The organism is Halorubrum sp. Ea8, from assembly GCF_002252925.1.
Taxonomy (GTDB): Archaea; Halobacteriota; Halobacteria; order Halobacteriales; family Haloferacaceae; genus Halorubrum.
On record NZ_NHPF01000051.1, the window covers coordinates 1 to 12,853 of the forward strand.

The 12,853-nt window shown below is 65.6% G+C and carries 13 protein-coding genes and 2 pseudogenes; 7 read left to right on the forward strand and 8 right to left on the reverse strand.

The window, feature by feature from the left end; all coding sequences use genetic code 11:
- Positions 1-131 precede the first annotated feature (131 nt).
- Genes DJ74_RS04355 through sufD form a run of 3 tightly spaced genes read left to right on the forward strand, consistent with a single transcriptional unit; the run spans position 132 to position 3,751 of the window.
- Positions 132-1,052 (forward strand): ABC transporter ATP-binding protein, encoded by a 921-nt coding sequence (locus DJ74_RS04355; protein ID WP_094526476.1) that lies wholly within the window; start codon positions 132-134, stop codon positions 1,050-1,052.
- A 52-nt stretch (positions 1,053-1,104) separates the two neighbouring features.
- Positions 1,105-2,535: a Fe-S cluster assembly protein SufB gene (sufB, locus tag DJ74_RS04360; RefSeq protein ID WP_094526477.1), complete on the forward strand. Its 1,431-nt coding sequence runs from the start codon at positions 1,105-1,107 to the stop codon at positions 2,533-2,535.
- 1 nt (position 2,536) lies between these two features.
- Complete coding sequence (sufD, locus tag DJ74_RS04365) at positions 2,537-3,751, forward strand: Fe-S cluster assembly protein SufD (RefSeq protein WP_094525286.1); 1,215 nt, start codon at positions 2,537-2,539, stop codon at positions 3,749-3,751.
- Between the two features lie 104 nt (positions 3,752-3,855).
- Here sufD and DJ74_RS04370 read toward each other — a convergent pair whose 3' ends face one another.
- From DJ74_RS04370 to DJ74_RS04380, 3 genes are all read right to left on the reverse strand, one after another.
- On the reverse strand, positions 3,856-4,041 hold the full coding sequence (locus DJ74_RS04370) for a hypothetical protein (protein ID WP_094526478.1): 186 nt from the start codon (positions 4,039-4,041) through the stop codon (positions 3,856-3,858).
- Positions 4,038-4,283: a HalOD1 output domain-containing protein gene (locus DJ74_RS04375; RefSeq protein ID WP_094526479.1), complete on the reverse strand. Its 246-nt coding sequence runs from the start codon at positions 4,281-4,283 to the stop codon at positions 4,038-4,040. The genes DJ74_RS04370 and DJ74_RS04375 overlap by 4 nt, the downstream gene beginning before the upstream one ends.
- 214 nt (positions 4,284-4,497) lie before the next feature.
- A complete protein-coding gene (locus tag DJ74_RS04380) occupies positions 4,498-5,139 on the reverse strand; it encodes a helix-turn-helix domain-containing protein (RefSeq protein WP_094526480.1) in 642 nt (213 codons plus the stop codon).
- 175 nt (positions 5,140-5,314) lie between these two features.
- Here DJ74_RS04380 and DJ74_RS04385 point away from each other — a divergent pair, with 175 nt between their 5' ends.
- From DJ74_RS04385 to DJ74_RS04400, 4 genes are all read left to right on the forward strand, one after another.
- Positions 5,315-5,896 carry a bacterio-opsin activator domain-containing protein gene (locus DJ74_RS04385; protein WP_217900315.1) on the forward strand — a complete coding sequence of 194 codons (582 nt, stop codon included), beginning with the start codon at positions 5,315-5,317 and terminating at the stop codon, positions 5,894-5,896.
- A gap of 58 nt (positions 5,897-5,954) precedes the next feature.
- Positions 5,955-6,581 carry a hypothetical protein gene (locus DJ74_RS04390; protein ID WP_094526482.1) on the forward strand — a complete coding sequence of 209 codons (627 nt, stop codon included), beginning with the start codon at positions 5,955-5,957 and terminating at the stop codon, positions 6,579-6,581.
- A gap of 132 nt (positions 6,582-6,713) precedes the next feature.
- Positions 6,714-7,199, forward strand: a complete 486-nt coding sequence (locus DJ74_RS04395; RefSeq protein WP_094525472.1) for a rubrerythrin — start codon at positions 6,714-6,716, stop codon at positions 7,197-7,199.
- Positions 7,200-7,242: 43 nt separating this feature from the next.
- Positions 7,243-7,680: a metal-dependent transcriptional regulator gene (locus DJ74_RS04400; RefSeq protein WP_094525468.1), complete on the forward strand. Its 438-nt coding sequence runs from the start codon at positions 7,243-7,245 to the stop codon at positions 7,678-7,680.
- A 39-nt stretch (positions 7,681-7,719) separates the two neighbouring features.
- Here the strand turns inward: DJ74_RS04400 and prf1 are convergent, their stop codons facing one another.
- The 5 genes and pseudogenes from prf1 to DJ74_RS19995 form a co-directional block, all read right to left on the reverse strand.
- Positions 7,720-8,970, reverse strand: coding sequence for a peptide chain release factor aRF-1 (gene prf1, locus DJ74_RS04405; RefSeq protein WP_094526483.1), 1,251 nt, complete (start codon positions 8,968-8,970; stop codon positions 7,720-7,722).
- 548 nt (positions 8,971-9,518) lie between these two features.
- Complete coding sequence (gene argS, locus DJ74_RS04415; protein WP_094526485.1) at positions 9,519-11,327, reverse strand: arginine--tRNA ligase; 1,809 nt, start codon at positions 11,325-11,327, stop codon at positions 9,519-9,521.
- A 273-nt stretch (positions 11,328-11,600) separates the two neighbouring features.
- Positions 11,601-11,996, reverse strand: a pseudogene (locus tag DJ74_RS04420) (tail fiber domain-containing protein); the annotation flags it as partial.
- Positions 11,997-12,095: 99 nt separating this feature from the next.
- Positions 12,096-12,308: a hypothetical protein gene (locus DJ74_RS04430; RefSeq protein WP_094526488.1), complete on the reverse strand. Its 213-nt coding sequence runs from the start codon at positions 12,306-12,308 to the stop codon at positions 12,096-12,098.
- Positions 12,309-12,365: 57 nt separating this feature from the next.
- Positions 12,366-12,452 (reverse strand): annotated as a pseudogene (locus tag DJ74_RS19995) (hypothetical protein); the annotation flags it as partial.
- Between the last annotated feature and the right edge of the window lie 401 nt (positions 12,453-12,853).

Consider the following 12,853-nt stretch of genomic DNA (forward strand, 5'->3'; position numbering starts at 1 on the left):
GGGTCGTCTCTGAAAAAGCGGTTTTGGATGGTGGAAAAAATTCTTGTTTGATTCGAGAGTTTTGTGGGGTGGAGGCGTAACCATTAACCGCCTCAACCACTACCGTCAACGTACGAGGCACGAGAATACACATGGCTACTCTCGAAATCAACGATCTTCACGCACGAGTGGCGGAAGAGGGCGGTGAACGCATCCTTCGGGGGGTCGACCTAACCGTCGAGTCCGGCGACATCCACGCGCTGATGGGGCCGAACGGCTCCGGGAAGTCGACGCTCGCGAAGGTCATCGCCGGCCACCCGGCGTACGAGGTCACCGACGGCGAGGTCCTGCTCCACCTCGACGAGGAGGACGTCGCGGACATCAGCGCCGACCTCGACGACGACGACTATCACTGGGAGCTGCTGGAGATGGAGCCGAACGAGCGCGCCGCGCTCGGCATCTTCCTCGGCTTCCAGTACCCGGCGGAGATCGAGGGTGTCACCATGACGAACTTCCTCCGGCAGGCGCTCAACGCGAAGGCGGACGAGCGGGAGGAGCTGTTCGAGGACGAGGAGGCCGACGAGGCCGACGCCGACGAGGACGACGAGGGCTACGAGACCTCCCCGATGGAGGGCGCCGCCGACGACGGCGATATCGGCGTCGCCGAGTTCCAGCAGATCCTCTCGGAGAAGATGGAGCTGCTCGACATGGACGAGAAGTTCATGCAGCGCTACCTCAACGCCGGCTTCTCCGGCGGGGAGAAAAAGCAGAACGAGGTTCTGCAGGCCGCGATGCTGGAGCCCGCGATCGCCGTGCTCGACGAGATCGACTCCGGGCTCGACATCGACCGGCTCCAAGACGTCTCCGAGGGAATCAACGCCCTCCGCGACGAGCAGGGCACGGGCGTCCTCCAGATCACCCACTACCAGCGAATCTTAGACTACGTCGAGCCCGATCACGTCCACGTGATGCTCGACGGCCAAGTCGTCAAGAGCGGCGGGGCGGAACTCGCGGAGAAGCTCGAGGACAAGGGGTACGACTGGGTCCGCGAGGACGCGTTCGATGCGGCGTAACCACAAATGGTCACGCAACAGGAATAAACGGGGGAACACGTAACATAATATCATGAGTTCACAACAAGACGATCTCAAAGAGACAGACACCGAGGCCCGCTTCGAGTTCAAGAAGGAGGAGAAGTCCGCTTTCCAGACCGAGAAGGGCCTCACCGAGGAGACGGTCCGCGTCATCTCGGAGGACAAGGACGAACCGGAGTGGATGCTGGAGCGGCGCCTTCGCGCCCTCAAGCAGTTCCAGGAGATGCCGATGCCGACCGACTGGCCCGGACAGCCGGACCTGAGCGAGGTCGACGTCGACGAGATCATCCCGTACATCCGGCCGGACGTCGACGTCCGCGCCGGCGTGGACGACTGGACCGAGCTCCCGGACGAAATCAAAGACACCTTCGACAAGCTGGGCATCCCGGAGGCGGAGAAGAACGCGCTCTCCGGCGTCGGCGCCCAGTACGAGTCGGAGGTCGTCTACCAGAACATGCAGGAGCGGTGGGAAGAGAAGGGCGTCATCTTCTGTAACATGGACGAGGCCGTCCAAGAGCACGAAGAGCTCGTCCGCGAGCACTTCATGACGAAGTGCGTCCCCCCGAGCGACAACAAGTTCGCGGCGCTCCACGGCGCCATCTGGTCCGGCGGCTCGTTCGTCTACGTGCCGGAGAACACCACCGTCGACATGCCCGTGCAGGCGTACTTCCGGATGAACTCCGAGGGGATGGGCCAGTTCGAGCACACGCTCATCATCGCCGAGGAGGGCTCGGAAGTCCACTACATCGAGGGCTGTTCCGCGCCGAAGTACTCGAAGTTCAATCTCCACTGCGGCGGCGTGGAAGTGTTCGTCGACGAGGACGCCCACGTCCAGTACTCGACCGTCCAAAACTGGTCGAAGAACACGTACAACCTGAACACCAAACGCGCCATCGCCGAGAAGGGCGGGCGCATGGAGTGGATTTCGGGGTCGATGGGGTCGAAGGCAACGATGCTGTACCCCTCGACGATCCTGAAGGGCCGCGGCGCCTCCGACAACCACATCACCATCGCCTTCGCGGGCGAGGGTCAGGACATCGACACCGGCGCGAAGGTGTACCACAACGCGCCGGACACGAAGTCCACCGTCGAGTCGAAGTCGATCGCGAAGGACGGCGGCCGTACGAACTACCGCGGCCTCGTCCACATCGCCGACGGCGCGGAGAACTCCTCGACTGCCGTGGAGTGTGACGCGCTGATGTTCGACAACGAGTCGACGTCGGACACGATGCCGTACATGGAGATCAACGAGTCGAAGGTCGACGTCGCCCACGAGGCGACCGTCGGGAAGATCGGCGACGAGGACATCTTCTACCTGCAGTCGCGCGGCCTCGACGACGACGACGCCAAGCAGATGATCGTTTCGGGCTTCATCGAGCCCATCACGGAGGAGCTGCCCATCGAGTACGCCGTCGAGCTCAACCGGCTCGTCGAACTCGAAATGGAGGGCTCGCTCGGATAACATGAGCACGCAAGCAATCGAGAGCCTCTCGGAGGACACGGTACGACGCATCGCCGACGAACGCGACGAGCCCGAGTGGCTACTCGAGACCCGTCTGAACGCGCTTTCGGCGCTGGAGACGGCCGATCTGCCCGACGTCATCCAGACGCCCGGGCGCCGCTGGACAGACCTGGAGTCGCTCGACTTCGAGGCGCTCGTCGACCCGCTGAACCAGTCCGACGCCACGGAGCGGTCGGCCGGCGACGACGAGGTCGTCGTCCTGCCCTTCACCGAGGCGTTCGACGAGTACGGCGACGTCATCGAGGCGAACTTCGGCTCGGTGCTCGACCCCGAGCACAACTACCTCACGGCGCTGTCGGTCGCGCTGTTCACGACCGGCACGTTCGTCTACGTCCCCGAGGGCGTCGACGTCGAGGACGTGACGGTGCGCGCGGAGATGAACTCCCGCTCGCTGTTCAGCCAGACGCTCGTCGTCGCCGAGGAGTCGTCGTCGGTGACGATCCTCGAGTCGATCGAGAGCGGTGACAGCGCGGTCGACGGCGACCGCTACTTCTCGAACCTCGTCGAGATCGCCGCGGGCGAGAACTCGAACGTCCAGTTCGGCTCGCTCCAGAACCTCGACGACGACTCGTACACGTACTCGCTGAAGCGCGGCGTGACGGACGCGTACGCGACGGTCGACTGGATCGAGAGCAACTTCGGCTCGAAGCTCACCCGCTCGGACGTCGAGACCGAACTGAGCGGCGACGGCTCCGAGAGCCAGATCGTCGGGACGTTCTTCGGCACCGACGACCAGCACTTCGACATCAACGCCCGCGTCTGGCACCAGGCCGAGCACACGACGGCCGACCTCGTCACGCGCGGCGTGCTCGACGACGTGGCCCGCTCCGTCTACGAGGGCGTTCAGGACGTCGGCGAGGACGCGTGGAACACGTCCAGCTACCAGCGCGAGAACACGCTGATGCTGTCGGACGACGCCGAGGCCGACGCGTCGCCGAAGCTGATCATCCACAACCACGACACCGAGGCGTCGCACTCCGCGACGGTCGGGCAGGTCGACGCCGAGGACCTGTTCTACCTCGAGAGCCGCACGATCGACTCCCACACGGCGCGGAACATGCTCGTCGAGGGCTTCTTCGTGCCCGTGTTAGAGGAGATCGCGGTCGACGAGTTCCGCGACGACGTTCAGGAGCTCGTCCTCCAGCGGCTCCAGTAGACGGAGTCGTCGCGTTTTTTCGGAGACGTCGAAACGGCCGCGGCGACGACGCCGCCGCTCGCGGACGCGTTCAGACGCCTCGACGCAAAGAGCGTTCGGCGCGGCTACTCGGACTCGTCCGGCTTTCGCACCTCGGAAACGATGATGTCCCAGTCCGGGTTCTCGGCGCCGTTCCGGCACTCCCACCCGCCCTCGACGTCGGCGTCTCGCTCGTGGGCGCGGCGGAGGAGGGACCGTAGTTCGTCGCGGAACGCCGACTCGTCTGACGGCGTCTCGTCTCCGGAGTTCACGTGGACGGGACCTCACCGATCCCGACGGTCCCGCTGTCGTCGTCGGGCGTGCGGTTCGCGATCACCGCGTCATTGGTGACGGTGACCTCGCGTCCCGCGACCGTGGAGGTGACGCGAACGTTGCCGTCGGTCGCACCCCTGAAGAGCGCGTCGAGCGACTCGACGTCGATCGATCGAAACAGGGGGTCCATCTCAGTCGGATCGACGTCTGAGATCTCTGTGAGGGTCGCAACAACCGCCATACTGGCCGAAGTCTCCACCTTGTCGTAGCGTGCCAGATACGTCTCCGACCCCGGACGAAAAGTAAACGACTCGAGAATGATTTCAGTGTCTTCGGCAGACATATAAAGACGTAGCACGCTGCGTCGGTTCAGGTGTGGCACTGATGATACAGGAGGTATTTACAAGCAGAAAGGATGTCCGTCGTCATCGGATCCCGACGCGAGCAGCGACGTGTCACTCCGCGATCAGCGTCCTCGCGATCAGCCGGCGGTGGCCGCGTCTGATCCGAGAGGACAGCGACTGTTGTGAGATGCCGAGTTCCGCGGCGATCTCCTCCAGCGACGCCGTCCGCGGCGAGTCGAAGTACCCCATCTCGTACGCCAACACCAGCGCCTCCCGCTGGGTCTCCGTGAGGTCGTACCCGTCGCCCTGAACGGGAAGCAGCGAGTGGACGGCGGTGATCTCGATGGAGATGTCGTGAGCCTGGCAGTCCGTCCGAAACTCGCCGATCCGATCGCGGCTCTCGCCGCGGACTTCGAACTGCCACCCCTCCTTGGTGCCGATACCCGAGAGCACCACGATATTGGCTCGCGCGAGGGCGGTCAGGACGCCGTAGTAGTCGTCTTCCCACTCGGCGCGCATGAGGTACTCTCCGTCGACATCGTCGATGAGCTCGATGTTCACGACCCCTCGGTGCGCCTCGAAGGCGGCCTCGATGTCTGACGCGCGCGCGCCGCGGACCCAGAAGTACGGGATGATGAGCGACGCGGCCGGGATGAGTCGTTCCAGTTCGACCGTCACCCCCGGCAGGTTCTCGAACACCGTGCCCAGCGGGAACTCGTCCGCCGGGCTCGTGAACTCCATGACCGTGGCCATAGCCACCGATCGCTCCGGACCGGGATAATGCACGAGTATGGTGTACCAAGTAGTCGACCGCCGGACCGAACGAGCGGTCGACCGTCACGCTCGACGCGAACATGGTATCCCATGTTTGTCTTCTTTGTATGCGGGTCGAGAACCACTCATTCGGAATCGATTAATGAGTGTGATCGTGGAGTTCCGCGTGTCGTCCGGGAACTTCGAACTCGGACGAATACTCGCGGTCGAGGGAAACTCCACCGTCGAGATCGAGACGCTCGTCCCCCTCGGAGGAGCCACAGCCCCGTTGTTCTGGATCCACAACGCCTCGCGTGACTCGTTCGTGGACGGAGTCCAACGGCACCCGACAGTCGACGGGGCCACCCCGGTCGACGTGTTCGAAGACCGCACGCTGTTCACGCTGGACTGGGACGCGACTCGGGACGCCCTCGTGGACGCGGTGCAGGCGAACGGGGGCCAGATCCGAGACGGCGTCGGGACTCCGTCGACGTGGCAGTTCGAGGTCCGGTTCCCGAGCCACGAGTCGCTCGTCGACGACGTTCGTCGCGAGTCTCAGCGCGAGGGGACGACGACGGACGCCCAGCGGCGGCGGCCCCGAACCAGGCTGCATCACGCCGACCTGCCAAAGCTGGAGGCCGCCGGTCTCGTCGAGTACGACGCAGACGAGAAGCGAGTCCAGAGCGTCGAGGGAGCTCTCGCCCGGCGGCTGCGGTCGGTGATCGACGAGCACGAGGGGAAGGCCCGGAACGAGTAGCGCGGTGCGGACGTTCATTGTTTCGGGAATGTAGTAATTTCACACTACCTACAGCAATATACCGTCGGGAGTCGTACACGGGAGAACGGCAGATGATAAAGCGGGACGGGAGGACCAAGCCCGGGACGAGGAGAACCGACAGCGACGGCGCGACGTCGACGCGGAGCTGGAACGCGGCGACGAGCCCGAACCGGAGCTCGACACCGCGGATCTCGGCGAGGTCGAGCCCGAGCTCGAACGGCTGGAGTTCCCGGTCACGGGGGCTGAGATCGTCTCGACGATCGGCGACCGCGAGGTCGCGTCCCCGACGGAGCGGCACACCGTCGAACAGCTGGTCCCGGACACGGACCGAGTGGTGTTCGACTCCCCGGACCGCGTCCGCGTACAGATACGGCGTCCCACGGTCGCCGCGGCGATGAAGCGGATCGTCGAGACCAGCGAGGCGTTACCGAACGAGGAGCTCGACGGCTCGCAGTACGACGCCTACGAGAGGACCTTCCAAGAACTGGAGCGGGTCAGCCCCGACGACGAGGACGAGGCGATCGCGGCGATCCGCGACTGGGTCGTCGAGCGGATCCGCGAGAAGGGGGCGCTCCCGGCTTCGCGCGGGGTCCGTCGGCAGGCGGCGAAGATCGCTCGGCGAGGGGGACACCAGATCCGGAACAGTGACTGGCTCGGGATATAGGCGGTCGGCGGCCCTCTCGACGCGCCGGCCCGTGCGAACGACCCCCCGGCTGCAGGGGAACATCTTAAGTCGGCCTGCGCCCGAATGCAAGTGTATGCGAACGGGCGTATCGAGTGGTGACGGGTGGTGGCCGTGAGCGTGAGCCAGCGGATCGCCTCCGACGACCAGCTCGCCCGGCTGTTACAGATCGGGATCGTGTTGGAGGAGGTGGTCGAGGCGCGGGCGCACCACCACTACCGGGGCGTCGACGCCGATCTCGACGACGAGATCGAGGCGCTGCTCGCGGACGCGGCCGAGGAGTCCGCCGACCACCGCGAACGGTTGGAGTCGCTTATCGCCGGGCTCGGGGTCGACAGCGTGCCGTTCGACGAGATCGAATCGCTCGTCGACGCCCGCTACGGGCGGACCAAGCCCGAGGACTTCGACGGGATCCTGTACGATCAGCTGTGCAACGAGGAGACGGCGTACAAGTTCTACGACGACCTCATCGAGGCGATCGAGGCGTCGGACGCCGAGTTCACGATCGACCGGGATCGCCTCTTGCGGACGCTGCGGACGATCCGAGAAGAGGAGGCCGAGGGCGTCAGCGAGGTCACGGAGGTCATGGAGCGACGATGAACCGGCGTATCGAACCGACGACGATCCCCGACGGAGGAGAGCCGTGAACACCGCAGACCAGTATCTCAAGACAATATACGTCGTACAGAAACAGGAAGACGGCCCCGCCTCGACGGGCTCGATAGCCGACGCGCTCGACGTGAGTCCGGCGAGCGCGAACGAGATGATCGGGAAGCTGGAGGAACGCGGACTCGCCGAGCACGAGAAGTACAAGGGAGTTCAGCTCACCGACGACGGGATCCTCCGAGCGCGGGACGCGCTCCAGACCTACTGCATCATCGAGCGCTTCCTCGCGAACGTGCTCGGCGTCGAGGAGTTCCGCGCGGAGGCCCACGAGTTGGAGGCCGTCATCGACGACACCGTCGCCGAGCGGCTGGACACGATCATCGACCGCCAGCCGGAGTGCCCCGACTGCTTCGACCCCGAGACCGACGCCTGCGCGTGCCTCGAAGTCGCGATGGCGCCGGTCGAGTCGGACTGAAGAAAGCGTCGTCGCGGCGTCCGTTCCGCGCCCGCGAGCTTACACTCCCGTGGAGTACCGCAGAATGCCCGCGATGCCGCCGAAGGCGTCCATCAGCTGTTCGCCCTTCTCGAAGTCCGTCGAGATGAACTTCGTGTCCGTCCCGCGCTGCTCGGCGATGTTCATCAGGTGTTCGATGACGTCGTCGCGCTCGTCGACCTCGGCCGGCTCGCCGCACTCGGAGCACTCGTGCTCGGGGGTGGAGTGCCGCGAGTCGACCACCTCGTACTCCTCGTGGCCGTTCGGGCACTCGTAGACGACGACGTCGGAGCGGAGGTCCTCGGAGATGAGCAGCCGGTCGACCGAGCCCATGATCAGGTTGCGACGGGTCTGTTCGAACCCGTAGGTCGCCTCCTCGCCGGTGTGGAGCTTCTCGAAGAACTCCTCCATGTGGCGTTTGTCCTCGACGATCTCCTGATCGGCGAGCGCCTCGCTGGCGTTGTCGACGAGGTCCTTCAGCCCCGACTCGTCGGTGTACGCCACGTCGAACTTGCCGAGCACCTTGTCCTGGAGCTCGTGGTGGAGGTAGTCGCCGTCGAGGAACTCGTCTTTGGTCGGCGAGGGGCCGCCGACGAGGATGCCGTCGAGCTCGTGGCGCTTGTCGACGAACAGGTCGTTGGCCATCCCCGCGACCTCCTGATAGAAGTTGTCGATCGCTTCGAGCCGGAGGCGGGCGAACCGCTGGGCGGATTGCCCCCCTTTCCGCTGTTTGCCGGGGACGAGCGAGGAGGCGGACTTGACGGGCTCGATCCGCTTGCCCTTCAGCCAGCCGACGTTGGCCTCCCGGCGGTCTAAGACGATGAGCCCGAACAGCCCGGAGTCCTCCAGCATGTGTTCGAGCGGTTCGGTGAGGAACTCGGAGTCGCAGTGGTAGCGGAACGACTCGACGGGCTGTGGCGGCGACTCCAGCGTCCGGGTGACCATGTCGGTCTGGCCGCCGCCCGCGTCGATCGCCCCCGAGAAGATCACGATCCCGTTCTCGGGCGGGAAGGTGTCGTAGTAGCGGAGGCGGTCTTTGATCGAGGTGAGCGCGTCTTGGACGGCCGTCCGGGTCTGCTTGGACTTGATGTTGGACGCCTCGCTGTGTTCCTGGGTGACGTGCGCGACCACGTCGGAGATCTGCCGGTCCTCGGGAATGTAGATAGTGACGAGCTGCGTGCCGGAGCCCTCGAAGTCTTTGAGCTCCTCGATGACCTTCCGGAACTCGTACTTCCGTCGGTCTTCGCTCGCCGCTTGGGCGTCGCTACTCATTACCCGAACTACGGCGGCGTGCGTGTAAGTAAGCTTTGACCTCCCCGCCGAGACGACGGTATCGGTTCGCACGGGCCGTCGGCGCCGATATTATTTATAAATGATGTGCGGTGGCGCGCGCCTCGGAGCGGCCGCCATCGGCGGCCGCGAAGAGCGCGTGCGAGGGAGTCAGTCGTCCGGAGCGAAGCGGAGGACGACTGACGAGGCTGGGGAGGCGTGAGGAGCGGGGCGGTTGCAATCGATGAGGACTCAAAGGGGCAGTCGCGAGACGCACGGAGGCGAAGTAAGCACCGCAGGAACGAGCGGAGCGAGTGACGAGGAGCACAGCGAGCGTCCGTGCGTCTCGCGGCTGGGGCTTTGGCGGTCTTTGTCGCCGATCTATCGGTAATCGTTTATAAGCGAGCGACTGGGGCTTTGGCGGTCTTTGTCGCCGATCTATCGGTAATCGTTTATAAGCGAGCGACTGGGGCTTTGGAAGTGTTCACCGCACCAACGACGACACCACTTCGATCAAAAAGGACCGAATGACCGAACCAATCGCCCCGATCCTACATCGACTCGGGCGCCTCGACCCCGAGCACGTCGAGCGCGTTCGCCATCGTGTGTTTCGCGGCCGCGACGAGCGCGACGCGGGCGGCCCGGAGCTCGTCGTCCTCGGCTGTCACGACCGGGCACTCCCGGTAGAAGGCGTTGTACGCGTCGGCGAACTCGCGCGTGAACGTGGCGACCGTGTGCGGCTCCAGGTCGTCGGCCGCCTCCTCGATGACGGCGGGGAAGCGGGCGACCTCGCGGAGGAGCTCGCGGGCCGCGTCGGTCTCCAGCGCGCTCGCGTCGACGTCGAGCGCGTCCGTGTCGACGACTCCTCCGGAGTCGGCCGTCACGCCCGGCACGTCGACGCCTTCGGCCGCGGCCTCGGCGAGGATGCCGGCGCAGCGCGCGTGGACGTACTGGACGAACGGGGCCGACTGCGCCTCGAAGTCGAGCGCGTCCTCCCACTCGAAGGTGATCGCCTTCGCGGGCTGCTTCGAGACGATGTCGTACCGGACCGCGCCGATCCCGACCTGGTGGGCGATGCGCTCGACGTCCTCGTCGGTGAGGTCGTCGTCGCGGATGCGGTCGTCCATCCGGGACTCGACCGCCTCGCGGGCGCGGTCGATGGCCTCGTCGAGCAGGTCGTCGAGCATCACGCCGGTCCCGCGGCGAGTGGACATCTTCCCGTCCGGGAGGTTGACGTACGAGTAGATGACGTGGCCGAGCCGGTCGGCGTCGTTGCCGAGCAGCTCCAAGGTCGCGTCGAGCTGGTCGGCCTGCAGCTTGTGGTCCTCGCCGAGGACGGTGACGGCGCGGTCGTAGTTGTCGAACTTCCACTCGTGGTGGGCCAGGTCGCGGGTGGTGTAGAGGCTGGTGTCGTCCGAGCGCAGGAAGACGAGGTTCTTCTCGATCCCCCACTCGTCGAGCTCTAACTGCCAGGCGTCCTCCTCGTAGACGGCCTGCTCGGTCTCTTTGAGCCGCGCGGCGATGTCGTCGGTGGAGCCGTCGCGCATGAACCGCGTCTCCTTGACGAACTCGTCGAACTCCGCCGGGAGCCGCGCGAGGCACTCCTTCATCCCGCCGAGCACGGTGTCGACGACCTCGCCGACGCGCTCGTACGTCTCCTCGTCGCCGTCTTCAAGCCCCTGGAGGATCGCGGAGATTTCCTTCTCCGCGGCGTCGACCGCGGCGGGCTCGGCCTCCTCTAAGAAGGCGTTCCCCTTCCGGTAGTAGCGGACGAGGTCGTACTCGGCGCGGTCGCGGGCGGGCTCGGCGTCGAGGTCCGACTCGTCGAACCGCTCGTACGCCCACGTGAACACGGCCATCTGCCGGCCCGCGTCGTTGACGTAGTAGTGGCGGTCGACGTCGTAGCCGGCGTACTCCATGAGGTTCGCGACCGCGTCGCCGACGATCGGGTTGCGGGCGCGGCCGACGTGGACCGGCCCGGTCGGGTTCGCGCTGGTGTGTTCGACGACGACCGACGTGTCCCGGTCGGGGAGCGCGCCGTAGCCGGCGTCGGCGGCGGCCGCGTCGAGCGCGTCGACGAGGTAGCGCTCGCCGGCGTGGAAGTTGACGTACGGGCCGGCGGTGTCGACCGAATCGAGGTAGTCGTAGCCGGCGATGTCGACCGCGGCGGCGACCTCGCCCGCGACGTTCGGCGGCGCGTCGCCGACCTCGCCCGCGAGCCGGAAGGCGACGCTGGAGGCGAGCGTCGCGTCCATGTCGTCGGGCGGGCGTTCGATGCCGAGGTCGTCGGTCGGGAGGTCGAGCGAGGCGAGGGCGTCGCCGAGCGCGTCGGCCACCTCCGACCGGAACTGCCTGAACATACCGTCCGTTCGTCGGGGGAGTTAAAAGGGCCTTCCGAAGCGGCTCGGGGAGAGTGAGCGACGCAGACGACCGAAGTGCGCGCCGAGCGTGCGCCGCCCTCGCTACCGTGGCTCTGGAGGTGGTTGCCGTGCCGGTACTGAATTAGAAACGAGTACCTGGGGCTTTCGAGACCCCATTGCGTCAGCAGCAACGAGCAGTACTGTAACGGCCCTATTGAAATCAGTAGGAGCTGAAATGAATGGCGTGACCGATACAGAGCGTGGATCCAGCAGTTAGTCGTCTTCAGGCGCGCGGTCGGTGGTCCCAGTGAGGCCAAGGTGGTCTTCGACCGTGGCGAGGCGGTCGTGAAGTCGCTCGTTCTCCTCCTCCAGCGTGTCGATCCGGTCATTCTTGCGTTCGCTTTCGTCTTCGAGGTCGTCAATCCGCTCCTGTTTCTCGTCGAGTTTGTCCGACAACCCCTGGAGGGCGGCGAACAGCACGCCGTCGGCGTCGACAGTGCTGATCCGCTCGGGATCCCCTCCCAGACCGAACGCCTCTTCGAAGTCCGCGGCCATTGGGCCCATGTGGGTGACCCCCTCTCGGGTGTCGTACTCCCAGGTACTGACCTCGAGGGCCTCAACGCCGGCCAGCACCTCTCCGGGGTCAACCGGCTGGATCGCGGACTTGGCGGCGCGAGAACTGACCGAACTCCAAGAGCTGTCCCCCGGGGCGAGTTCGACGCCGCTGCTGAAGTCACTGGTGGTCCAGACGACGGCCCCGCCGCCGGCCTAGAAGACGACCTCGTCGTCGGTCAGGGACTGGACGGTGTCGGTACTGCTGTCCCCCCAGACGAACGCCCCCTGGGCGAACGCCTCGGCCTGCCGGCCGGCGGCGAACGAGTAGTTCTCTCTGGCGACAGCATTTTGACCACCCGGGACTGTCGCGAACTCCCCTTTCGACGTTCCCGACTTGCCGGTGCGGTTGGCTCCACCACCGCCCACCGTGCTATTTGTACCACGAGCATCGTTAAAGTAACCCCCTCCGACGGTCGACTGCCGACCGCTTGCGGTGTTGCTGAATCCCCCGGCGACGGTCGACTGGGAACCGCTGGTGATGTTATTTAAGCCGCCGCCGACGGTCGCCAAGTTATCGCTTGCGGTGTTCTGATTTCCCCCGGCGACGGTCGCCGAGTTAGCGCTTGCAGTGTTATTTAACCCCCCGGCGACAGTCGCCGAATTAGCGCTTGCGGTGTTATTTAACCCCCCAGCGACGGTCGCCGAATTAGCGCTTGCGGTGTTNNGACGGTCGCGTCGCCGCCGCTAGCGGTGTTGCCCACGCCCCCGGCAACGGTCGCGCCCCGGTGGCTGGCGGTATTTGTGTTGCCCCCGCTGACGGTCGCGTACATGGCGTCTTCGGTGCCCGATTGGGCGTTGCCGGCCCGGTTGTTCGACCCCCCTCCGACTGTGCCGAAGCGGTCGGTCACTTCGTTGGGCCCCGCGAGCACCCTTCCCGACGAATCCTTCGTCGTGGCCCCGCCGCCTCCGCC

What these genes read in the sequence shown, in the direction of transcription:
- sufD (WP_094525286.1), top strand. Translation starts at nt 2,537, where the DNA reads ATGAGCACGCAAGCAATCGAGAGCCTCTCGGAGGACACGGTACGACGC.
- DJ74_RS04380 (WP_094526480.1), bottom strand. Translation starts at nt 5,139, where the DNA reads ATGGCCACGGTCATGGAGTTCACGAGCCCGGCGGACGAGTTCCCGCTG.
- argS (WP_094526485.1), bottom strand. Translation starts at nt 11,327, where the DNA reads ATGTTCAGGCAGTTCCGGTCGGAGGTGGCCGACGCGCTCGGCGACGCC.
- sufB (WP_094526477.1), top strand. Translation starts at nt 1,105, where the DNA reads ATGAGTTCACAACAAGACGATCTCAAAGAGACAGACACCGAGGCCCGC.
- DJ74_RS04375 (WP_094526479.1), bottom strand. Translation starts at nt 4,283, where the DNA reads ATGGCGGTTGTTGCGACCCTCACAGAGATCTCAGACGTCGATCCGACT.
- prf1 (WP_094526483.1), bottom strand. Translation starts at nt 8,970, where the DNA reads ATGAGTAGCGACGCCCAAGCGGCGAGCGAAGACCGACGGAAGTACGAG.
- DJ74_RS04355 (WP_094526476.1), top strand. Translation starts at nt 132, where the DNA reads ATGGCTACTCTCGAAATCAACGATCTTCACGCACGAGTGGCGGAAGAG.